The 22,490-nt window shown below is 60.9% G+C and carries 20 protein-coding genes; 4 read left to right on the top strand and 16 right to left on the bottom strand.

Annotated elements, in window-relative coordinates; all coding sequences use genetic code 11:
• Positions 1–16: 16 nt before the first annotated feature.
• Both F7R20_RS29050 and F7R20_RS29045 read left to right on the top strand, forming a co-directional pair.
• Complete coding sequence (locus tag F7R20_RS29050; RefSeq protein WP_003205678.1) at positions 17–703, top strand: energy-coupling factor ABC transporter permease; 687 nt, start codon at positions 17–19, stop codon at positions 701–703.
• A gap of 63 nt (positions 704–766) precedes the next feature.
• Complete coding sequence (locus F7R20_RS29045) at positions 767–982, top strand: hypothetical protein (RefSeq protein WP_013694234.1); 216 nt, start codon at positions 767–769, stop codon at positions 980–982.
• Here F7R20_RS29045 and yacG read toward each other — a convergent pair.
• Genes yacG through pilB form a run of 5 tightly spaced genes read right to left on the bottom strand, consistent with a single transcriptional unit; the run spans position 979 to position 5,596 of the window.
• Entirely contained in the window at positions 979–1,185 is a 207-nt protein-coding gene (gene yacG / locus F7R20_RS29040; RefSeq protein ID WP_003205675.1) for a DNA gyrase inhibitor YacG, read from the bottom strand. The genes F7R20_RS29045 and yacG overlap by 4 nt on opposite strands.
• Complete coding sequence (gene coaE, locus F7R20_RS29035; RefSeq protein ID WP_003205673.1) at positions 1,182–1,805, bottom strand: dephospho-CoA kinase; 624 nt, start codon at positions 1,803–1,805, stop codon at positions 1,182–1,184. Before coaE ends, yacG begins: the two co-directional genes overlap by 4 nt.
• Positions 1,805–2,674 carry a prepilin peptidase gene (locus tag F7R20_RS29030; protein WP_003205672.1) on the bottom strand — a complete coding sequence of 290 codons (870 nt, stop codon included), beginning with the start codon at positions 2,672–2,674 and terminating at the stop codon, positions 1,805–1,807. Before F7R20_RS29030 ends, coaE begins: the two co-directional genes overlap by 1 nt.
• 1 nt (position 2,675) lies before the next feature.
• Positions 2,676–3,893, bottom strand: coding sequence for a type II secretion system F family protein (locus tag F7R20_RS29025; protein ID WP_003205670.1), 1,218 nt, complete (start codon positions 3,891–3,893; stop codon positions 2,676–2,678).
• 2 nt (positions 3,894–3,895) lie between these two features.
• On the bottom strand, positions 3,896–5,596 hold the full coding sequence (gene pilB / locus F7R20_RS29020) for a type IV-A pilus assembly ATPase PilB (RefSeq protein WP_003205669.1): 1,701 nt from the start codon (positions 5,594–5,596) through the stop codon (positions 3,896–3,898).
• A gap of 224 nt (positions 5,597–5,820) precedes the next feature.
• Here pilB and F7R20_RS29015 point away from each other — a divergent pair, with 224 nt between their 5' ends.
• The gene (locus F7R20_RS29015) at positions 5,821–6,228 is read left to right on the top strand and encodes a pilin (protein WP_003205666.1); all 408 of its coding nucleotides are present in this window, start codon (positions 5,821–5,823) and stop codon (positions 6,226–6,228) included.
• A gap of 264 nt (positions 6,229–6,492) precedes the next feature.
• The gene (locus F7R20_RS29010; protein ID WP_003205664.1) at positions 6,493–6,846 is read left to right on the top strand and encodes a BON domain-containing protein; all 354 of its coding nucleotides are present in this window, start codon (positions 6,493–6,495) and stop codon (positions 6,844–6,846) included.
• Between the two features lie 328 nt (positions 6,847–7,174).
• On the opposite strand, the gene F7R20_RS29005 is transcribed toward F7R20_RS29010, so the two are convergent.
• The 11 genes from F7R20_RS29005 to F7R20_RS28955 all read right to left on the bottom strand — a co-directional run bounded on the left by F7R20_RS29005 (position 7,175) and on the right by F7R20_RS28955 (position 22,482).
• The gene (locus F7R20_RS29005; protein ID WP_003205663.1) at positions 7,175–7,471 is read right to left on the bottom strand and encodes a DUF2845 domain-containing protein; all 297 of its coding nucleotides are present in this window, start codon (positions 7,469–7,471) and stop codon (positions 7,175–7,177) included.
• A gap of 1 nt (position 7,472) precedes the next feature.
• Positions 7,473–10,406, bottom strand: coding sequence for a DUF748 domain-containing protein (locus F7R20_RS29000; RefSeq protein WP_003205661.1), 2,934 nt, complete (start codon positions 10,404–10,406; stop codon positions 7,473–7,475).
• Positions 10,407–10,526: 120 nt separating this feature from the next.
• A complete protein-coding gene (locus F7R20_RS28995; RefSeq protein WP_003205659.1) occupies positions 10,527–11,543 on the bottom strand; it encodes a class I SAM-dependent rRNA methyltransferase in 1,017 nt (338 codons plus the stop codon).
• A gap of 140 nt (positions 11,544–11,683) precedes the next feature.
• Entirely contained in the window at positions 11,684–13,621 is a 1,938-nt protein-coding gene (acs, locus tag F7R20_RS28990; RefSeq protein WP_003205657.1) for an acetate--CoA ligase, read from the bottom strand.
• Between the two features lie 223 nt (positions 13,622–13,844).
• Positions 13,845–15,509, bottom strand: coding sequence for a glucose-6-phosphate isomerase (gene pgi, locus F7R20_RS28985; protein WP_003205656.1), 1,665 nt, complete (start codon positions 15,507–15,509; stop codon positions 13,845–13,847).
• Between the two features lie 322 nt (positions 15,510–15,831).
• Complete coding sequence (gene panD / locus F7R20_RS28980; protein ID WP_003205654.1) at positions 15,832–16,212, bottom strand: aspartate 1-decarboxylase; 381 nt, start codon at positions 16,210–16,212, stop codon at positions 15,832–15,834.
• A gap of 217 nt (positions 16,213–16,429) precedes the next feature.
• A complete protein-coding gene (panC, locus tag F7R20_RS28975; protein WP_003205652.1) occupies positions 16,430–17,290 on the bottom strand; it encodes a pantoate--beta-alanine ligase in 861 nt (286 codons plus the stop codon).
• On the bottom strand, positions 17,287–18,087 hold the full coding sequence (gene panB, locus F7R20_RS28970; RefSeq protein ID WP_003205650.1) for a 3-methyl-2-oxobutanoate hydroxymethyltransferase: 801 nt from the start codon (positions 18,085–18,087) through the stop codon (positions 17,287–17,289). Before panB ends, panC begins: the two co-directional genes overlap by 4 nt.
• A 361-nt stretch (positions 18,088–18,448) precedes the next feature.
• Positions 18,449–18,934, bottom strand: coding sequence for a 2-amino-4-hydroxy-6-hydroxymethyldihydropteridine diphosphokinase (gene folK / locus F7R20_RS28965; protein WP_003205649.1), 486 nt, complete (start codon positions 18,932–18,934; stop codon positions 18,449–18,451).
• Positions 18,935–18,937: 3 nt separating this feature from the next.
• A complete protein-coding gene (locus tag F7R20_RS28960) occupies positions 18,938–20,335 on the bottom strand; it encodes a polynucleotide adenylyltransferase PcnB (RefSeq protein WP_003205647.1) in 1,398 nt (465 codons plus the stop codon).
• 716 nt (positions 20,336–21,051) lie between these two features.
• The gene (locus F7R20_RS28955) at positions 21,052–22,482 is read right to left on the bottom strand and encodes a sigma-54-dependent transcriptional regulator (RefSeq protein ID WP_003205644.1); all 1,431 of its coding nucleotides are present in this window, start codon (positions 22,480–22,482) and stop codon (positions 21,052–21,054) included.
• Positions 22,483–22,490: the final 8 nt, after the last annotated feature.

Genomic DNA, 22,490 nt, shown 5'->3' with positions numbered 1-22,490 from the left:
CTCGCAGGAGTAGCCCATGATCGGTGCCGAACTGCTTTCACCGCAGACCCTGGCGGCCGGTTGGCTGGTGTATGTGCCGGTGTTGGCCTGGGCCGTGGTGCGGGCGCCGTGGGTCGAACTGTTCACCGACAGCCGTCGCCAGCACCTGCTGTTCGGCACGGTGCTGGCGTTGTTCATGCTGTGGCTGGTGCGCCGGGATTTCGATACGGGCGTTTCGTATCACTTCATTGGCATGACTGCCGTGACGCTGCTGCTGGACTGGCCGTTGGCGATCCTCGGTGGCCTGTGCGCGCAGCTCGCGCTGGTGCTACTGGGCCGTCAGGACATGGCCGCGGTAGGGGTCAACGGTGCGCTGCTGATCCTGTTGCCGGTGCTGGTCACCGAGTGTTGCGCGATCCTGGTGGAGCGCGCCCAGCCGCGCAATCTGTTCGTGTATATCTTCTGTTCGGGGTTTCTCGCGGCCGCGCTTTCGGCGTTGGCGTGCCTGCTGCTGGGGCTTGGCCTGCTGTGGTACGACGGTATATTCGCCATGCCTTACTGGCTGGAAGATTTTGTCGGCTACCTCTGGTTGATCATCTTCCCCGAGGCCTTCATCAACGGCATGGTGATCAGTGCGTTGGTGGTGTTCAGTCCCGAATGGCTGGAGACCTTCAACCGTACGCGCTACCTGTCGGCTCCGTGGAACGATGATGACAAGCCTTGATTCACGTCAAGGCTGCACCACCACACGCCCTTCATGCTTTGGAAAACTTCCAGGAGCACAACCATGAGTGTTTATGAGTGGGCGAGACAAGAGATCAGGCGTAGCCACGATGCCGCAATGGAGATTGGTTTTGACCCGGGCTTGAGCCTGCGCGCCTTGCTCAGTGCGATCGTGCAACAGAGCAAGACAGTGCGCAGCCCTGAAGACCTGGCCGATGAGTTGAGTTTCCTGGCGGAAAACCTCGACGATGAACAGGACTACGGTTTCATGCGGCCTTAATGATGTGAGCGAGGCTCGAAGTCTTCGCTGAACAGCTCGTCCTCGGCGTCGGGGCTGACCGGGATCTTGTGTTCTTCCGACGCCCAGGCGCCGAGGTCGATCAGTTTGCAGCGGTCAGAGCAGAACGGCCGGAACTTGCTCTCCGGGCTCCATTCCACAGGGGCGCCACAGGTTGGGCAATCAACGGTTGGGGTTTGGCTCATGATTGGCCTCCACGCAAAGTAAGGTAAAAGTGATGCAGGCGCTCGACCTCGCTGTGCAGCCAGGCGAGGTCGCGATCGTTGACCACCACGTCGTTGGCATGGCTCAGGCGATCCTGGCGGCTGGACTGGGCCTTGAGAATCGCCTGGACCTGCTGTTCGCTGGTCTGGTCGCGCTGCAACGTACGTTCGATCTGCAATTGTTCCGGCGCATCGATCACCAGGATCCGCTGGGTCATGGTGTACTGCCCTGACTCGATCAGCAGCGGCGATACCAGGATCGCATAGGGCGATTGTGCCTGGGCCAGATGATGGGCAATTTCCTCGGCGATCAGCGGATGCAGCAGCGCCTCGAGCCAGCGGCGTTCATCGGCATTCTCGAAGATCAACTTGCGCAGCGCCGCTCGGTCCAGGGCGCCGTCGGCCTGCAATACGCCGGGGCCGAAGTGCTCGGCGATTTTCGCCAGCGCCGGACGCCCGGGCTCGACCACCCAGCGCGCCGCATGATCGGCGTCGATGACGTGCACGCCCAGGTCGATGAAATGCTGGGCCGCCGCGCTCTTGCCGCTGCCGATGCCACCGGTCAGGCCGAGAATCCAGGGTTTTTTCACTGAGGTATTCATTAAAAACCGACAGACTGCCAATAGAAGTCGGTTATTTGACCACCCCAGAGCAAGGCAATCCAGCCGGCAATGGCCAGATAAGGTCCAAAGGGGATCTGCGTCGACCCCGGGGCATCACGCAAGCGCAGCACAATCGCCCCAATAACGGCGCCCACCAACGACGACAGCAGCAGCGTCAGCGGCAGGATCTGCCAGCCACCCCAGGCGCCGAGCATCGCCAGCAGCTTGAAATCCCCATAGCCCATGCCTTCCTTGCCGGTGATCAGCTTGAACACCCAGAACACCGACCACAGCGCCAGGTAGCCGGCCACCGCGCCCCACATCGCCTGGTTCAAGGACACGAAGAGCCCGAAGCTGTTGATGATCAAGCCCAGCCACAACAGCGGCAGCACCAGGGTATCGGGCAGCAATTGATGCTCGGCGTCGATCAGGCTCATGGCCAGCAGGCCCCAGGTCAACACCATCACCATCGCGGCGTGCCAGCCAAAACCGAAATGCCAGGCGACGAACGCCGATAACGCGCCGCAGGCCAATTCGGTCAGGGGGTAACGCCTGCCGATGGGCGCGGCGCAGCTCGAACAGCGGCCGCGCAGTATCAGGTAGCTGAGCAGCGGAATGTTTTCCCAGGGGCGGATGCGATGGCCGCAGTGCGGGCACTGGGAGTGGGGCAGCATCAGGTTGTAGACCGGGCCCGGGGTTTCGGCCGGCAGGCCCAGCAGGTCGTGGGCCTGCAGGCGCCATTCGCGGTTGAGCATCTTCGGCAGGCGCCACACCAGCACGTTGAGGAAGCTGCCGATGATCAGGCCGAGCAATGCTGCAACGAGCACGAAAGCCAGGGGATACAGCACGAAGAATTCGCTCAGGGGCATGTCAGATCGCAGAGCCGAGTTGAAAGATGGGCAGGTACATGGCAACTACCAGGCCACCGACGACCACCCCCAGGACCACCATGATGAAGGGTTCCATCAGGCTGGTGAGGTTGTCCACCAGATTGTCCACCTCGGCCTCATAAAAGCTCGCCACCTTGTCGAGCATGTCGTCCAGCGCACCGGATTCCTCGCCGATGGCGGTCATCTGGACCGCCAGGTTCGGAAAAATCCCTGAGGCACGCATGGAGAAATTCAACTGCATGCCGGTCGAGACCTCCTGCTTGATGCGCTGCACGGCACGTTTGAATACCACGTTGCCGGTGGCGCCAGACACCGAATCCAGGGCCTCCACCAGCGGCACGCCGGCGGCGAAGGTAGTGGACAGCGTGCGGGCGTAGCGGGCCACGGCGGATTTGTACAGCAAGGTGCCGATCAGCGGCAGCTTGAGCAGCCATTTGTCGCGCCAGTCGCGAAAGCGCTCCGAACGCCTGAGCGCATACTTCACGCCAAAAAAAGCCCCCACCGCCCCGCCAAGCATCACCCACCACCATTGCTGCATGATTTCCGACAGGCCTATGACCATCACTGTGAAGGCTGGCAGTTTCGCGCCAAACCCGGAGAATACCGATTCGAATTGCGGCACGACCTTGACCAGCAGGATCCCCGTGACCACTGCGGCGACGAGGACCACTGCCGCTGGATAGGTCATGGCTTTCTTGATCTTGGCCTTGAGCGCTTCGCTCTTTTCCTTGTAGGTCGCGACCCGGTCCAGCAGCGTGTCCAGGGCACCGGCCTGCTCGCCGGCGTCTACCAGGTTGCAGTACAGCTCGTCGAAATATTGCGGGCACTTGCGCAGCGCCGCGGCGAAGCTGTTGCCAGCGGCGACTTCCTGCTTCACCTCGTCCACCAGCTTGCGCATGTTGGGGTTGTCGAAGCCTTCGCCAATGATGTCGAACGCCTGCAACAGCGGCACACCAGCCTTGAGCATGGTGGCCATCTGGCGGGTGAAGAGGGCGATATCCAGCGGCTTGATGCGCTTGCCCTTGCTGAATATCGAGGTGGATTTCTTGCGCACCTTCTGCGGGTTGATGCCTTGTTTGCGCAGCTGTGCCTTGACCAGCGCCGGGCTTTGACCCGTCAGCTCGCCACTCATTTTCGTGCCTTTGCGGTCCTTGCCTTCCCAAGTGTAAACATCGGTTTTGACTGCCTTGACCGCCATGTTCAATCCTTGGTGACCCGGTTGATTTCTTCGAGGCTGGTGACGCCCTGCATCACTTTGAGCAGCCCCGAGGTGCGCAGGTCATTGAAACCGTCCTTGCGCATTTGCAGATCGATTTCCAGCGAGTTGCCCTCGGCCATGATCAGCCGTTGCAGCTCGGGCGTGTTCTTGACCACTTCGTAAACCCCCACGCGCCCTTTGTAACCGTTGTTGCACTGTTCGCAACCGACCGGCTCATAGATCGTGAATGTGCCGATGCGTTCCCGAGGGAAACCTTCCTTGAGCAAGGTTTCCTCGGGAATCTCGATGGCCTTCTTGCAGTGACTGCACAGCTTGCGCGCCAGCCGCTGGGCAATGATCAGGTGCACGGCGGTGGCGATGTTGAACCCCGGAATGCCCATGTTCTGCAGGCGGATCAGGGTTTCGGCGGCGCTGTTGGTGTGCAGGGTGGAGAGCACCAGGTGCCCGGTCTGGGCGGCCTTGATGGCGATCTCGGCGGTTTCCAGGTCGCGGATCTCACCGACCATGATCACGTCCGGGTCCTGGCGCAGGAACGAGCGCAGGGCCTGGGCGAAATCCAGCCCCTGGCGCGGGTTCACGTTGACCTGGTTGATGCCTTCCATGTTGATTTCCACCGGGTCTTCGGCGGTGGAAATGTTGATGTCCACGGTGTTGAGGATATTCAGTCCGGTGTAGAGCGACACGGTCTTGCCCGAGCCGGTTGGGCCAGTCACCAGGATCAGCCCTTGCGGTTGCTTGAGGGCGGCCATGTACAGGTCTTTCTGGTCCGGTTCGTAGCCCAGGGCATCGATGCCCATTTGTGCGCTGGACGGGTCGAGGATCCGGATCACCACTTTTTCGCCCCAGAGCGTGGGCAGGGTGTTGACCCGGAAATCGATGGACTTGGTTTTCGACAGGCGCATTTTCAGGCGCCCGTCCTGGGGTTTGCGCCGCTCGGAAATATCCAGGCTGGCCATGACTTTCAGGCGTGCGGCGATACGGTTGGCCAACTGGATCGGCGGCCTGGCCACTTCCCGCAGTATGCCGTCGGTGCGCACCCGCACCCGGTAGATTTTTTCGTAGGGCTCGAAGTGCAGGTCGGAAGAGCCGCCCTTGATCGCGTCCAGCAGCATCTTGTTGACGAAACGCACTACGGGCGCATCGTCGGTGTCCTGGCCGGCAATGGAGTCTTGCCTGGTGTCGTCGATCGATTCGATGTCCAGGCCGTCGAGGTCGACATCGCCCATGCCTTCCAGGCCGGTGCTGCTGGACTCGAAAAACTTTTCGATGGCGTCGCTGAGCTTGTCGTCCTCCACCAGGATGGCTTCGGTGGTCAGGCCGGTGCTGAACTGGATGTCATTGATGGCCTGGTGATTGGTCGGGTCGGAGATGCCTACGTACAATTTGTTGCCACGCCGCCACAGCGGCAGGGCGTGATGCTGGCGTACCAGCTTTTCGCTGACCAGGCCGGTGGGTTGGGTTTCTTTGTCCAGGCTGTTGAGGTCCAGCAGGGCGACGCCGAAATGCTCCGAGGCGATCTCCGCGACCTGGCGGCTCTGGACCAGTTTGTTCTGCACCAGATAGCTGACCAGGGGGATGCGATTGCGTTGCGCCTGTTGATACGCCTGTTGCGCACTTTGCTCGGTGAGCAGTTCGGCCAGCACCAATTGCTTGGTCAGGCCGCTGAGGGCGATGTCATTCATGGGAATCCCGGCGGCGAACAGTTCATGACTTATAGCCTAGTCAAGCCTCGACGCCAAACCAGCGGGGCAGGGTGACAAAAAACGTCAGATAGTGCGGTTGTTGAGGTAGGACGTCGCCGTTGTGCGGGTTCAATCTCCTTTATTGATGGGGCTTTTGGGTTGGCATGTGCCCTGCAATGGCCGTTTCAGGTCATGAGATTTCGACTCATGCATGGGAGATGTCTATGAATAAGCAGAGTGGCTTTACCTTGATCGAGCTGCTGATCGTCGTGGCGATCATCGGCATTCTGGCGACGTTTGCGTTGCCGCAATATTCCAGGTATCAGGCGCGGGCGAAGGCTACCGCCGGGCTTGGGGAAATCTCGGCGCTGAAGGTAGCGTACGAGGATCAAATGAATCAGGGAGTTACTCCAACGTTGGCCCTCATGAACGCCCCGACCACAACCAGCAACTGCACAATTTCGGTAACAGGTACGGCTACGACGGCAGGCACCATCGTTTGTACCCTCCTGAACGCCCCTGCCTCCGTAGCAGGTAAGACGATCACCCTCAGCCGTGATGTCAACGGCGCCTGGACATGCGGATCCACCGCAGCCAAGGAATACCTGCCGACCGCTTGCCCTGGCACCTAATACTCGCGCGGTGAAGGGGGGCGCTCCCTCGTGCAAACCCTTCTTGATTTATCAGCTTAGCGGCAAGGCAGGATCGGCATGTTGCATGTTGAAAATGGGAGGCTCATGCAATTTGCATGATTCTGAATTTCGCCGCTTCGCTTAACTTATTGATTTATAAGGAATTAATTGATTTCTTAAAACTGGCACAACCTTCGCACTACTCCTGCTAACCCTGCCGGGATGTACCTCTGGCAGTTTTTGAGAAAAACAGGAGTTACTCGTATGAAGAAGTTCGCTATCACTGCCGCCGCTGCTACCGCACTGACCCTGACCATGGCTAGCGCATTCGCCGAGACCACTCAAGCAACTCAGGCGCCAATGATGCTGGCTGCGGGCGAAGTGACAGAGGCCAAGGAAGACGTTTCCGATACCTGGATCACCACCAAGGTCAAAGCCGACCTGGTCACTGAAAAAGGCATTCCAGGTACTGATATCAAAGTCGAAACCAATAAAGGTGTTGTGTCCCTGTCTTCGATGACCAAAGTCACTGATGCACAAAAAGACACCGCTGTGGCGATCGCCAAGAAAATCAAAGGCGTCAAGGCCGTATCGGCTGACGGCCTGAAAGCCGAGTAAGGCCAAGACTTCTCGCCTGGACTGGGAGAAGGCGCGGCAAGCGGGCCAGGATATACGTTTGCCGTCGCTTTGGAGTTCATGCGAAAGGCCACACGGACGTGGCCATTACAGGCCCCCGGCATTCGTGCCGGGGGCCTGTTCTATTCTGGGGAATCAATCTGCGGGTCAGCGTTTGCACACGAGTCAGAACCGAGTTGCCGCCATCGCGAGCAAGCTCGCTCCCACCGGGGGCGGCGGTGAACACGGATTTTGAGATCACCCTAAACAATGTGGGAGCGAGCTTGCTCGCGATGGCGGCGGCACATTCAACACATCTGTGCGGACAAGCTCACCGCCCCCGCTTGCTGGTGATCTGCACCAGCCGATTCCCCTCGAAACGCAGGTACTGATACATGCCGCTGTTGGGGCCGTAGGTCCATTCTTCCACCGGGTATTCCTCCCGGCGATTGACACTGCGCTTGTAGCCCAGGTCATCCCGCGCCGCTGGCTCCCCGCACTTTTGCAGCACTTCGCTGGAGCGGTCACCGACGCTGATCAACTGGCTGCCGCAACGCAGCGTGTCGGCAGCCGCGGCCTGGCCGGCGGCCAGCAATAGACCCAGGCAGAGCCCGAACCAGGGTTTCATCTTATTCGGCATCCAGATGCATCGGGGTAATCACCCGGCCATCGCTCTCGGCCTGGCCGAGGCTGGCGTCGATGAAATACACGCGGTCATCGGCCAACTGGCCTTTGTCCACCAGGAAGTCCTTGATGCTGCTGGCCCGTTCCTGTCCCAGTTGACGCAAGAGCACGTCGCTGCCGCTCCAGAACTTGATCACGCCTTCACGCAGTTTCTCGATGCGCGCCTTTTTGTCCAATTGCGTCCATTCGGCGGGCGGTTGGGTCTTGAGGCGGGTGCGGTAGATGCCTTCGAGCAGCGGCGCCTTTTCGTCTTCCGGCACCTGTATCAGCGAGGCCTGGGCCGGAACTTTGTCGCCCCGACGCTGCAGCATCTTGTAGTAGTTGTACTGGTATTCGCGTTCCAGGCGCTGGGCGGCGAGCAGCGGGCCGTCGCTGCTTTCGGCGGCGGTGCCTTCGATCTCCAGACGCAGCTCCGGACGTTTGCCAAGGGCCTCGGACAGTTTGAGCAGCGTGCCTTCGTTGTCCTTGCTCAGGTCGCTGGAGCCCGGCGCAAACGCCACGCTGCCCAGGTCTTCCGAGCCGCCGCCGGCCACCAGCCCACCGATAAGCTTGAACGGCGCCTGGGCCGCTCGTACCACCAGGTTGCGCAGGGTCTGCCAGATGATCGGCATGACACTGAATTGCGGGTCGTTGAGATCGCCGGACACCGGTAGCTCGATGGAAATCTTGCCGTCGGAATCCTTCAGCAATGCGACGGCCAATTTGAGTGGCAGGCTCACGGCGTCCGGGCTGTCGACTTTCTCACCCAGTTGCAGTTGCTCGACCACCACTTTGTTCTCCGCCTGGAGCTTGCCTTGGGTGATCCGGTAATGCAGGTCGAGATTGAGCCGGCCCTTGCGGATGCGATAGCCGGCGAACTTGCCGGAGTAGGGCGTCAGGGTGGTCAGTTCGACCCGTTTGAAACTGGTGGCGATGTCGAGGCTGGCCATCGGATCGAAGGGGTTGACCGCCCCTTTGATGGTGACCGGTGCATAGCGATCGACCTTGCCCTTGATGTCGACACTGGCCGGTTTGGCCTGGCGACTGTCGATGGTGCCGATCTGGCCATTGAGCTGCTGGATGGCCGTGGCGAAATTGGGCGTCAGGCTGAAGTCGGCGAAGTTGGCCGAACCGTCATTGATGGCGATACCACCGATGTGGATACCCAGCGGTTTTTCCTGGGACGCCGGTTTTGCCGCAGTGTTCTTCGTGCCGCTGTCGGCCGGTTGCGGGATCAGCAGGTCATCGACGTTGGTGGTGCGGTCGTCGTTGATCATGAAGCGCGCATACGGCTGGAACAGGTTGACCTTGTCGATGGACAGGCTGTCACCGTGCTGATAATTCAAGCCTTCGAGGACCAGGCTCTGCCACTTGAGGAAGTCACGGGTCTTGAGCGTGTCGAGGGTGTGCAACTGATCGACCTGGGCGCGCCCGGTGACGGCAAATGCCAGCGGTTCGGTGCTTTTGAGGTCGACCGCCAGGTCACTGCCGAGCATCCCGGAGCGCAGCTCCAGGCGAATGAACGGGTTGATGTACGACTGGGCGACGCGCAGGTCGACGTCCTGGGTCTTGACCTTGAGCTTGGCGGTGATCGGGTTCAGGTTGACCTCGCCGTCGGCGAGGATCTTGCCCTGCTTGCCTATCCCGGTGTCCAGCTTGAGGGTAAAGGGCGAGCCGTTGAGGGTGTCGTAGTTCTGCAGGTCGAGGTTCAGCGGGCCGACCTCCAGTGCCACGGCGGGCTGGGCCTGACGGTCAGCCAAGTGCACCTTATAGTCGCGCAGCTGCACGTCCTTCAACATCACCTGCCAGGGTTTGCTGGGCGGTGCCGGTTCAGCTTTTGGCGAGTCAGCCGCTGCCGGGGCGGATGTCGGTTCAGCCTTGACCTGCGGTTTGGCCGGCTGGCTGGCGAAGAGTTTTTGCCAGTCCAGCTGCCCGTCTGCCTCGCGAGCGGCCCAGGTTTCCAGCTTCTGGCTGCGGATCTTGCCCACGATAACTTGCTGCTTGGCCAGGTCTACCGTGGTTTCGCTTACGTCCAGGCGTTCGAGCTTCACCAGTGGACGGCCATCGGGTGCCTTGATGGCGAAGGGCGCGACACTGACCGCGACGTTGTTGAGCAGCAGTTCGGTGCCCTTGGCCAGGTTGAGCTTGTAGTCGGTGCTGAGGTTCAGGACACCGTTTTCCAGAACCAGCGGCACGGCGTCGCGCACATAGGGCCACCAGGCTTTCATTTGGCCGCCAGTGACTTTGAGCGTGCCTTGGGAGGCAATCGGCGTGAGGCTGAAATTACCGGTCCAGTCGATCTGTCCGCCTTCGGGGCCAGCAGCCACCAGGGTCATGTCGGCGTTGTCGTCGGGCAGGGTGCTGAGATTCTTCAGCTCGAAATCGAGGGTGTCGTAGAGAAACTCAATGGGTTCGCTGGGGCGCAGGTCCTGGAAATGCACATAGCCGCCGGCCAACTTGATTCGGTCGACCCGCAGGGGGAACGGCTTGGCCTCGGGGTCGGCAGGCGTCGGCTCGCTGGCCGGCAGCTTGAACAGGCCCAGCAGGTTCAACTGACCGTCCTTGGCGAACATCACTTCGGTCTTGGGCTTGTCCAGCTCGATGTCGACCAGGTGCAGGGCGCCGGACCACAAGCTGTCGAGTTGCAAATTGGCGTACAGCCGTTCGAAGCCGACCTGTTCCTTGCCTGGTTCGCCGATATTCAGGCCCCAGAGGGTGACTTCCAGGCTGAAGGGATTGAGTTCGATGCGCTGGATCTGAGCCGGCACCGTCGCAAGGGTGGCCAATTGCTGGTTGGCGATGCGCAAGGCGATGCCCGGCAAAATCAGAAAGCCCAACAGGCTATAGAGGGCCAGTGCGGTCAACAGAGCGCCGATGGCGCGAATCAATCCTTTGGGCATGTGCGGCTTCATCTTGGTGTGAATTCGGAATGCCTTGGAGTATGGCATGCGTTTACGGTTCCGAAGCCACTGTGATTTATGAGATTTGTCCGTTTTTCGAGTAAGAATTCTGAGTATGGCTTAGAGCTGGAGCACCAAAGTCTTGAGCGGTGGCTGCTGGTCCCGGGAGGGGAAATCGCTGCCGGGCGTCAGCACGCTCCACTCGCGTACCGGGCGTCCGGCCTTTTCCGCGCAACGCAACACCTGCTCGCGCCAGTCGTCCATGGGCACTTTTGCCAGGTTGTTGCAGCAGATCAGCACGCCATTGTCGGCGGTGGTGAGCAGCGCCGGTTTCAGCAGGCTTTGGTAGTCGCGCAACAGGTCGACGGTGCCGAACGCACTTTTGGCCCAGGCCGGTGGGTCGAGCAGCACCAGGTCGTACTGGCGTTGTTCCAGGCGCACGTAGCTGGGCAGTTTCTGTCCGCGCCGCTGGCTGATGGGCAGGCCGGCCAGTTGGCGGATCGCCGGAAAGTAGTCCGACTGCACGAACTCCATCGGCGGCAAATCGGGGTTGAGCAGGCCGTTCTCGCGGCCCACCGCCAGGTTGCCTTCGGCGAAGTCCAGGTTGCACACCTCCCGCGCACCACCGGCCGCAGCGCTCAGGCCGACGCCGCAGGTGTAGGCGAACAGGTTCAGCACGCTTTTGTTGCGGCTGTGTGCCTTGACCCATCCCCGGGCGTTGCGCAGGTCGAGAAACAGCAGTGGATCCTGCCCGGCATGGCGACCGCGTACGCGATAATTCAAGCCCCATTCATGCCCGACCAGGTCTTGCAGGGCGGCCTCGTCCGCCTGATAGACGGTGTCCTGGCGGTCGACGCGCGAATTGCCCCGGGCGCGGTCGTTGTAGACCAACAAAGTCTCCAATCCCAGCTCTTCGTTGACGATGCCGTGCAGTTGCAGCAGGTCGTCGCGCTCCAGCGACTGATGGAAGCTCTGTACCAGCAGTTGCGGGCCGTAGCGGTCGATGGTCAGTCCGGGGGCGCCTTCCTGGCTGCCATGGAACAGGCGATAGCAGTCGGTGCCTTGCTGGTGCAGTTGGCCGAGCAGCTCCTGGCGCTGGTCGAGGGCGGCGCGCAGCGCCTGATTCAAGGAAGACATGCCGGGCGCGCCTTAGAGAAATGAGGCGCGGGAGTTTAGCAGTTATGGCTGGCGTGGTCCCTGTGGGAGCGAGCTTGCTCGCGATGGCGGTCTGGACTGACAGGGCCCCATCGCGAGCAAGCTCGCTCCCACAGGAATCCTCAGCGATTGAGGCGTTTGTCGATCAGCCCCTCCACCACACTTGGATCGGCCAGAGTCGAGGTATCACCGAGGCTGTCGAGTTCGTTGCAGGCGATCTTGCGCAGGATGCGCCGCATGATCTTGCCCGAACGGGTCTTGGGCAACGCCGGCGCCCACTGGATCAGTTCCGGTTTGGCGAAGCTGCCGATTTCCTTGCTGACGTGGGCCAGCAATTCCTTCTTCAGCTCGTCATTGGCCTCCACACCGTTCATCGGCGTGACAAAGGCATAGATGCCCTGGCCCTTGAGGTCGTGGGGGTAACCGACGACCGCCGCTTCGGCAATGTTGTCGTGCAGCACCAGGGCGCTTTCGATTTCGGCGGTGCCGATGCGATGCCCGGAGACGTTGATCACATCGTCGATGCGCCCGGTGATCCAGTAGTCGCCATCTTCGTCGCGGCGCGCGCCGTCGCCGGTGAAGTAATAGCCGGGGTAGGGTTTGAAGTAGGTGTCGACCATGCGTTGATGATCGCCGTAGACGCTGCGAATCTGCCCGGGCCAACTGGATTTGATCGCCAGTACGCCGCTGCCGGCGCCGCTGATTTCCTTGCCCACTTCATCCAGCAAGACCGGTTGCACGCCGAACATCGGCCGGGTGGCGCAGCCTGGCTTGAGCCGTGGGGCACTCACCAACGGGCTGAGCATGATGCCGCCGGTTTCGGTCTGCCACCAGGTATCGACAATCGGGCAGCGTTGTTCGCCTACCGTGTTGAAATACCATTCCCACGCCTCCGGGTTGATCGGCTCACCAACGGTGCCGAGCAGTCGCAGGCTTTTGCGGGACGTTTCCTGCAACGGTCCGGCACCTTCGCGCATCAGCGCGCGCAGGGCGGTCGGTGCGGTGTAGAAGATGTTGACCTGATGCTTGTCGATCACCTGCCAGAAGCGCGAACTGCTCGGGTAGCTCGGCACGCCCTCGAAGATCAGCGTGGTGGCGCCATTGGCCAGCGGGCCATAGACGATGTAGCTGTGGCCGGTGACCCAGCCGACATCGGCGGTGCACCAGAACACTTCGTTGTCGCGGTAATCGAGCACGTACTTGAACGTCATCGCCGCTTGCAGCAGATAACCGCCCGTGGTGTGCAACACGCCCTTGGGTTTGCCGGTACTGCCGGAGGTGTAGAGGATGAACAACGGATCTTCGGCGTCCATCGGTTCGGGTGGGCAGTCGTCGCTCATCTCGTGCATGGCCTGGTGGTACCACAGGTCACGGCCCTCAACCCAGCCCACCTCACCCTGGGTGCGCTCGACCACCAGCACGGTGCTGACGTTCGGGCAACTTTCCAAGGCCTTGTCGACGTTACGCTTGAGCGGTACGAAGCGCCCGCCGCGCACACCTTCGTCCGCCGTGATCACGGTGCGGCAATCGGCGTCGAGAATTCGGTCGCGCAGCGAGTCCGGTGAGAAACCGCCGAACACCACCGAATGCACGGCGCCGATACGGGTACAGGCGAGCATGGCGTAGGCGGCCTCGGGGATCATCGGCATGTAGATGCAGACCCGGTCGCCTTTCTTCACGCCACGGCTTTTCAGCACGTTGGCCAGGCGGCACACATGGTTGTGAAGTTTTTTGTAGGTGATTTCTGCCGATTCGGCGGGGTCGTCGCCTTCCCAGATGATTGCCGTCTGGTCGCCGCGCGTTTGCAGGTGACGGTCGATGCAATTGGCGCTGACGTTCAGCTTGCCACCGGCGAACCAGGTCGCATCGCCGTTCTTGAGGTCATAGCGCTGGACGGTTTGCCAGGGCGTCATCCAGTCGAGAAAGCGCGTGGCCTGCTCGGCCCAGAAGGCGCTGGGGTGTTCGATGGATTCTTTATAGAGCCGCGTGTACTCGTCCTGACTCAGTTGCGCAGCCCGGCGGACGGCATCGGCTTGGGGGTACTGGCTGATATCGAACATGACGGTTCCTTATTCTTGTTTTGCGACAAGTCATAAAGATGCGCCCAGTCGCCTGGGGGTTCAAGTCATGCACAAAGCAACTGTGGGAGCGAGCCTCGTGGGAGCAAAGCTTGCTCGCGATGACGCCGTCTCATTCAACACATAGGTTGATATCAGACCGCTATCGCGAGCAAGCTTTGCTCCCACAAGACCCGCTCCCACAGGGGGAATGCAAACCCAGGGATCAGCCGCGGTGGCGTCCGCGGAAGTAGTTGATCAAGCCCTGGGTCGAAGCATCTTCGGCCAGGCTTTCTTCGCTGCCCACCAGGCGGTTGTAGACGCCCTTGCCCAGTTCCTTGCCCAACTCCACGCCCCATTGGTCGAAGGCGTTGATGCCCCAGACCACGCTCTGCACGAACACCTTGTGTTCATACAGCGCCACCAGTGCGCCGAGGCGACGTGGGCTGATGCGTTCGACTACCAGGGTGTTGCTCGGACGGTTGCCCGGGATCACCTTGTGGGAGGCCAGTTTCTGCACCTCTTCTTCGCTGGCGCCCTTGTCCCGCAGCTCGGCTTCGGCTTCGGCGCGGGTCTTGCCGAGCATCAGCGCCTGGCTCTGGGACAGGCAGTTGGCGTACAGCCACTGGTGATGATCGGAAACCGGGTTGAAGCTGACGATCGGCACGATGAAGTCGGCCGGGATCAACTGGGTGCCCTGGTGCAACAACTGGTGGTAAGCGTGCTGACCGTTGCAGCCGACGCCGCCCCAGATGACCGGGCCCGTGTCGGTCGACACCGGGGTACCGTCCTGGCGCACGCTCTTGCCGTTGGATTCCATGTCCAATTGCTGCAAATGCTTGGTGATGTTACGCAGGTAGTGGTCGTACGGCAGGATCGCATGGCTCTGCGCACCCCAGAAGTTGCCGTACCACACGCCCAGCAGTGCCAGCAGCACCGGCATGTTCTGCTCGAACGGGGCGCTCTGGAAATGCTGGTCCATGGAATAGGCCCCGGAGAGCAATTCCTTGAAGTTCGACATGCCGATGGCCAGGGCGATCGGCAGGCCGATGGCCGACCACAGCGAGTAACGCCCGCCGACCCAGTCCCACATCGGGAAGATGTTTTCTTCGCGGATGCCGAAGGCCACGGCGGCGGCGTTGTTGCTCGACACGGCGATGAAGTGGCGATACAGCTCCGCTTCGGAGCCACCCTGGGCCAGGTACCAGGCGCGGGCGGCCTGGGCGTTCTTCAGGGTTTCGAGGGTGTTGAAGGATTTCGACGAGACGATGAACAGCGTGGTCTCGGCGCGCAGCTTCATGGTCAGTTCATGGAACTCACTGCCGTCGATGTTCGCCAGGTAGTGGCAGCGAACGCCTTTTTGCGCGTAGGACAACAGCGCTTCGGACACCAGCTCTGGGCCGAGGAAAGAACCACCGATGCCGATGTTCACCACGTCGGTGATCGGCTTTTCGGTGTAGCCGCGCCACAGGCCGTCGTGAATGCGGCCCACCAGGTCGGTGATCTGGTTCAGCACTTTGTGCACGTCCGGCATCACGTTGACGCCGTTGACCAGCAGCTTGTCGCCCACCGGCCGACGCAGGGCGGTGTGCAGGGCAGGGCGGTTTTCCGAGGCGTTGACGATTTCGCCTTCGAACAGCGACTTGATCGCGCCCTTGAGGTCGACTTCGTTGGCCAGGCCCACCAGCAGGTCGCGGGTCTGGGCGTTGATCAGGTTTTTCGAGTAGTCGAGAAACAGGCCGCAGCTCGACAGGGTGAATTGAGTAAAACGCTGCGGATCGGCATTGAACGCTTCGCGCATGCTGAAATCCTGCATGGCTTTGCGGTGGTCATTCAGCGCTTGCCAGGCTGGCAGAGCGGTCACGTCATGAGGGGTTCGGTAATACGCCATCGCTGCGGGTTTCCTTTTTACTTGAACGACCTTTTGTACACTAAAAATTCCGGCGCGGCTCGAGGTGGGCGTCCGGACACTGCATCGACACGATCGCCGGACGCAGCGCGGATACAGTAAACCTCGCGTTGCGATCTGTCTTGACTTTGTCTGACCGGTTCCCGGTACTTTTTTATACAACAGGGGGCGGAAATGGTTCGCTGTGGGGGCAAAGCTTGCTCGCGATTGCAATGGACCCGTTGCATGGATGTCGCCTGACACACTGCTATCGCGAGCAAGCTTTGCTCCCACAGGTTTGTACACAGATATCGTTCGGGTTCGATCAGGCGAGCTGTACCGGAATCGCATTGCTGGTGTGGCTCAGTTCATTGCCTGGTGCCATGTACAGCATGCGCGGCTTGAAGTTGACCAGCTCGGCTTCACTGTAGTGGGCATAGGCGCAGATGATGACACGATCACCGACCTTGGCCTTGTGCGCTGCGGCGCCGTTCACCGAGATCATCCGCGAACCTTCCTCGCCACGGATGGCGTAGGTGGTGAAGCGCTCGCCGTTGTCGACGTTGTAGATCTGGATCTGTTCGTATTCACGGATCCCCGACAGGTCCAGCCACTCACCATCGATGGCGCAGGAGCCTTCGTAATCGAGCACTGCGTGAGTGACTTCGGCGCGATGCAGCTTGGCCTTGAGCATGATGGCGTGCATGTATTTTTCCTCTGGTCGAGTCCGAACGGCGGGCAGTCTGCCTGAAGGCTTGTGGGGCGGCAATACGCGAGGGATTTGCAAGTGCAGTCTGTATGTGGGAGCAAAGCTTGCTCGCGATGACGTGGTCAAATTCGACACGTATGTCGAATATCAGACCGCTATCGCGAGCAAGCTTTGCTCCCACAAGGCCCATCCCCAGATTGGGGCGGGTGTGGGTTCAGGCGGGGTTGTCGAGGTCCAGGTGCAGGTTGTCGATCAGGCGCGTGGTACCGAGGAAGGCCGCCACCAGAATCACCAGGTCACGGTCCTCGTTCAATGCCGGGCGCAAGGTCTTGGCGTGACGGATCTCCAGGTAATCGGGACGCAGGCCGGCAGCTTCAAGTTGCTTGAGCTGCTCACCGATCAGCGCCGGGAAATCTCGTCGACCCTGTTTGATGGCCTCGGCGATCTGGCTCAGGACGCGATAGACCACGGGCGCGACGGCGCGTTGATCCGGGCTGAGGAAGCCGTTGCGCGAGGACAGCGCCAGGCCATCCTCGGCGCGAACGGTCGGCTCGCCGATGATCTGGATCGGCATGTTCAGGTCATGGACCAGTGCGCGGATCACTGCCAGTTGCTGGTAGTCTTTCTGGCCAAACACCGCCAGGTCAGGCTGGACCATGTTGAACAGCTTGCTGACCACTGTCGCCACACCTTCGAAATGCCCTGGACGGCTGGCGCCGCACAAGCCTTCGGACAATTGCGGGACGCTGACCCGGGTCTGCCCGGCCATGCCGTCGGGGTACATCTCTTCGACGCTGGGCGCGAACAGCAGATGGCAGCCAGCCTGGAGCAGTTTCTCCTGGTCGGCCGCCAGGGTGCGGGGGTATTTGTCCAGGTCTTCGCCGGCACCGAATTGCAGGGGGTTGACGAAAATGCTCGCCACCACGAAGTCGGCCCGTTGCGCGGCCTTGGTGACCAGCGCCACGTGGCCGCTGTGCAGGTTGCCCATGGTCGGCACGAAGGCGATGCGTTTGCCTTCGCCGCGGGCACGGGCCACGGCGGCCCGCAGTTCGCGTACGGTTTTGACGGTGTTCATGCAGAAAACCCGTGTTCGACGCCAGGGAAGGTCGCGGCCTTGACCTCAGCGACATAGGCACTCAGGGCGCCCTGGATGGACGTTTGCCCTGCCATGAAGTCCTTCACGAACTTGGGCACGCGACCGGTGATCGACAGCCCGAGCATGTCGTGCAGCACCAGCACCTGGCCGTCGGTGGCGTGGCCGGCGCCGATCCCGATCACCGGGATCTTCACCGCCTGGGTGATTTCTTCCGCCAACTCGCTGGGCACGCATTCGAGCAGCAACATCGCCGCGCCAGCCTGCTCCAGCGCAATCGCATCGGCGCGCATCTGCCGCGCCTGGTTCTCATTGCGGCCCTGGACCTTGTAGCCACCGAGGATATTGACCGATTGTGGGGTCAGTCCCATGTGCGCGCACACTGGGATACCCCGCTCGGCCAGCAACCGAATCGAATCGGCCAGCCACAACGCGCCCTCGACCTTGACCATGTGGGCACCGGCCTGCATCAGCATGGCGCTGTTGGTCATGGTTTGTTCAAGGGTGGCGTAGGCCATGAATGGCAGGTCGGCGAGAATCAGTGCATCGGTGTTACCGCGTTTGACGGCGGCCACATGGTAGGCCATCTCGGCGGTGGTCACCGGCAGCGTGCTGTCGTGACCTTGCAGCACCATGCCGAGGGAATCGCCCACCAGCAACACTTCGACACCGGCCTCATTGCAGGCGTGGGCGAAAGTTGCGTCATAGCAGGTCAGCATGGTGATTTTCTCACCTTTTTGCTTGAGACCTTGCAGCGTGGTCAGGGTAATAGCTGGCATGAAAAAGTCCTCATTAGGCGCTCTTGAGCTACTGCGAGTAACGCGCATGAATCGTCATCTATACAGGCGCACCCTCTATGTGTGGTGCTTGTAAGGCCTGGATTGCGCCCTTTAAACGCCGCGTTGGCGGCATCGGGACGCCTATAGTCGTGAGGAGCTCTCGGGAAGTCAATTGGATGTGTTACCGCCGGGTGTTACCGGGGTTACTGATGCGTTTCAGCGTAGAGGCGTGTTTCGGATCTGACTGCCGGGTCTGAATCCTGTGGGAGCGAGCTTGCTCGCGATGGCGGTATGTCAGTCATCCTGGATGCTGGATGTGCCGACGCTATCGCGAGCAAGCTCGCTCCCACAGGGATTTGCATCAGTTTGGAGGCAGGCGTTCCAGACCGGCGAATGGGCACGCCGCGAGCAGATCCTTGAGTGAGCGTCCATCGGCCAGGTGCAGGTCGGCGGGTGCCAACTCGGCCAGTGGGTACAGCACGAAGGCCCGGGCCTGCATGTGGTAGTGGGGGACCTTGAGGCGAGGCTCGTCGATCAGGCGATCGCCGAACAGCAGGATATCCAGGTCCAGGGTGCGCGGACCCCAGCGTTCCAGGCGTTCTCGACCCTGCCCGGTTTCGATGGCTTGCAGCGCATCGAGCAGGTCCAGCGGTGCCAGGCGGCTGTCCAGCGCCGCCACCGCGTTGGTGTAGCGCGGCTGGCCGGGCAGCAGGGAATCGCTTTGATAAAACGCCGAGACCCCCACCAGTTGGGTATCGGGCAATTGCGCCAGCGCCTGGATGGCACTGCGCAATTGTTCGGCGGGTTCCGCCAGGTTGCTGCCCATGCCGATGTAGATGCGTTCCATCGATTACTCGCCCGATGCGCTCGGTACACCGGCACGCTTGCGCTTGGCACCGCTGCTGCGACGGCGCTTGCGCGGGCCGCTGGCGCCTTCATCCTTGCCGCTGAGTTCGCGAATCATGTCGCGGCGCTCGCTGTCGTTGGCGTCCTGGTAATCGGTCCACCATTCGCCCAGGCCATCGGTCTGCTCGCCCGCGCTTTCACGCAGCAGCAGGAAGTCGTAGCCAGCGCGGAAACGCGGGTTGTCCAGCAGCAGGTCGGCACGTTTGCCGCTGCGCCGTGGCAGGCGTTCCTGCATGTCCCAGATCTCGCGGATCGGCATCGTGAAGCGTTTTGGAATGGCGATGCGCTGGCACTGTTCGGCGATCAGCTCGTGGGCAGCTTCCTGCATCGCCGGGATCGGCGGCATGCCACGCTCTTGCAGGCGCAACACCCGGGCCGGCAGGGCAGGCCAGAGCAGCGCGGCGAACAGGAACGCAGGCGTCACCGGCTTGTTCTGCTTGATGCGCAGGTCGGTGTTGATCAGTGCTTCGCTGATCAAGGTGTGGGTGTAGGTCGGGTTGTGCTCCAGGGCCTCGGCACTGGCGGGGAACAGCGGATCGAACAACTGCAGGTCCACCAGCATCTCGAAGGTGTCTGCGGCGTTGCCCGACAGGAACAGCTTGAGCACTTCCTCGAACAGGCGCGCCGAAGGGATTTCCCGCAGCATCGGTGCCAGTTCGCGAATCGGCACGGCGCTGTGTTTTTCGATGCCGAAATCCAGCTTGGCGGCGAAACGCACGGCCCGCAGCATTCGCACCGGGTCTTCCTGGTAGCGCTGCTTGGGGTCGCCAATCAGGCGGATCAGGCGATTGCGAATGTCGTGTACGCCGTTGGCGTAATCGAGGATGCGCTCGCTGACCGGATCGTAATACAGGGCGTTGATGGTGAAGTCGCGGCGTTGCGCGTCTTCCTCCAGCGTGCCGTAGACGTTATCGCGCAGGATGCGCCCGCTCTCGTTGCGGGAAGACTGGTTGCTGTCTTCCTCTTCATCGTTTTGCGGATGATTGGCGCGGAAGGTCGCCACTTCGATGATTTCGCGGCCGAAGTGAATGTGGACCAGCTTGAAGCGCCGGCCAATGATCCGCGCATTGCGAAATTCGGCCCGTATCTGTTCCGGCGTGGCGCTGGTGGCGACGTCGAAATCCTTGGGGGTGATGTTGAGCAGCATGTCGCGCACGCAGCCACCGACCAGGTAAGCCTGGTAACCGGCGTTCTGCAAACGTTCGACGATGTTCACCGCATAACGGCTGAACTGGGCCTTTTGCAGTGAATGCTGGCCGCTGTTGAGCACTTCAGGCGTGCTGCGAATGTGTTGCGTACGACGCAAGGGAGAACGGAATGACTGGAACAGCTTCTTCAGCATGGGATGCACTGTTTGAAGGAATATTCGGCCAAAAACGAAGAATGACCGCATGATGGGCCGAGATTCTAGCATTTAGTCGAGGGATGGTGTAGGACGGAGCAGTTTAGAGCTGCAAGCTTCAGCGACAAGCCTTGTAGGCTGCGGGGAGGCGGAACGACAGAAACCACAAGGGGAGCCGAAGCTCCCCCAGAATTAGTTACGTGCTCTATTTTTATTATTGGTTTCGGGCTTCTTGTTTTTGTTGAGTGCCCACGCCACAAGGTTTTTTCCTTTGTGACCCTCCCAATCGGGAGCCAAGAGCAAACGGATTGCTTTGGTCGCTGTGTTGCAGTGATCAATCGATCCAACCAGTTCAGGCACCTGTCTTGAGACAGTTTTTATTGTTCTCGGCCTGGTTGTGGGGCAAGCCCCAAATACAACGCCTCTCCAAAAGAATCAGTTAGCTGCGCCTCTCGCCGTCTTGTTTTTATTGTGCGTGAGTCGATTCGTCTTATTTTTATTGTCTTTTGCATTGCTTGTTATTGTTCTTGTACCAAAGCTATAGCAGGGTGCGTGCCAACTTTTGCGAGGCCCAGCGAAACCGGGCGTTCTAGGGTTATAACCATTTTTTCGGGGCGAAAAAAAGCCGGGGTTTCGTTACCGTAAACCCCGGCTTCTGTTACGTGAAAAAGCTGAGGTAACAGTTTTTTCACATTCAGCGGTGTTACCCCCACACCTCAGCTTTCGCTGGTCGCTCCGGTCTTGCGCCGTGGAATTCCCAGGCGCTGGCGACGTTCCCACAGGCACTTGCGGCTTACGCCCAGCTTGCGTGCCAGTTCGGTCTCGGTCATGTGGTCCTGGTGTTCCAGGACGAAATGCTGGAAGTAATCCTCCAGGGACAGGTCTTCGGTGGGTTCGTGGCTGTTGTTGGCAGCGCCGCCCTGTTGCGGGGCCAGGCCGATGAACTCTTCGTCGTCCAGGTCACTCAGTTCGATGTCGATGCCCAGCAGGTCGGCCGAGATTTCCGGGCTCTCGCACAGGATCACCGCCCGCTCGACCGCGTTTTCCAGCTCGCGAACGTTACCCGGCCAGGCGTAATGACGAATGGCCTGCTCGGCGTCCGGGGCGAACTTGAGGTCGGTGCGGTTGACCCGCGCGCTCTGGCGAGCCAGGAATGCCTGGGCGATTTCATTGACGTCCGCGCCACGCTCGCGCAGGGCGGGCAGCTTCAAGGCGATCACGTGCAAGCGGTAATACAAGTCTTCGCGGAACTGGCCGATCTTCGCCAGGCTCTTGAGGTCACGGTGGGTAGCCGCGATCAGGCGGACGTCGACTTTTTGCGACTGCACCGAGCCGACCCGGCGGATTTCGCCTTCCTGAAGCACCCGCAGCAACCGCGCCTGGGCTTCCAGCGGCAACTCGCCGATTTCATCGAGGAACAGCGTGCCGCCGTCCGCCGCTTCCACCAAGCCTGCGCGCCCGGCGCTGGCGCCGGTGAACGCACCTTTCTCATGACCGAACAGTTCGGACTCGATCAGGCTTTCCGGGATCGCCGCGCAGTTCACCGAGATCATCGGCGCCTTGGCCCGGCGTGACAGATTGTGCAGGGCACGGGCTACCAGCTCCTTGCCGGTACCGGACTCGCCCTGGACCAGGACATTGGAGTCGGTCGGTGCCACCTTGCGGATCTTGCTGTACAGGTCCTGCATGGGCGGGCAGGAACCGATGATGCCAATTTCGCCATTATTGTTGCTGGCGCCGGCTTTCGCCGAGGCACTGGCCTTGCCGGCGGGTTCCGCCGGGTTACTGGTCGCCGCCTGTCGGTCACGCAGGATGCGGGCCACGGCCTGGAGCATCTCATCGTGGTCGAACGGTTTGGCGATGTAGTCCACCGCACCCATTTTCATGGAGTCGACCGCCGAGCGCAGGCTGGCGTAACTGGTCATGATCAGCACGGGTGTGCCCTGGCCGAGCTTGATCAGCTCGGTACCCGGGGCGCCAGGCAGGCGCAGGTCGCTGACGATCAGGTCAAACGTGGGAATGCTGAAACGTTCTTGTGCTTCCTGCACTGAACCGGCTTCGCTGACCTGGTACTGGTTGCGTTCCAGCAGGCGGCGCAAGGCGGAGCGGATAATTGTTTCGTCTTCGACGATCAAAATGTGCGGCATTGATTCGA

The organism is Pseudomonas brassicacearum subsp. brassicacearum (genome assembly GCF_008801605.1).
Classification (GTDB): Bacteria; Pseudomonadota; Gammaproteobacteria; order Pseudomonadales; family Pseudomonadaceae; genus Aquipseudomonas; species Aquipseudomonas brassicacearum.
The sequence above is the reverse complement of the archived record's forward strand: the minus strand, read 5'-3'. Positions and strand labels throughout refer to the sequence as shown.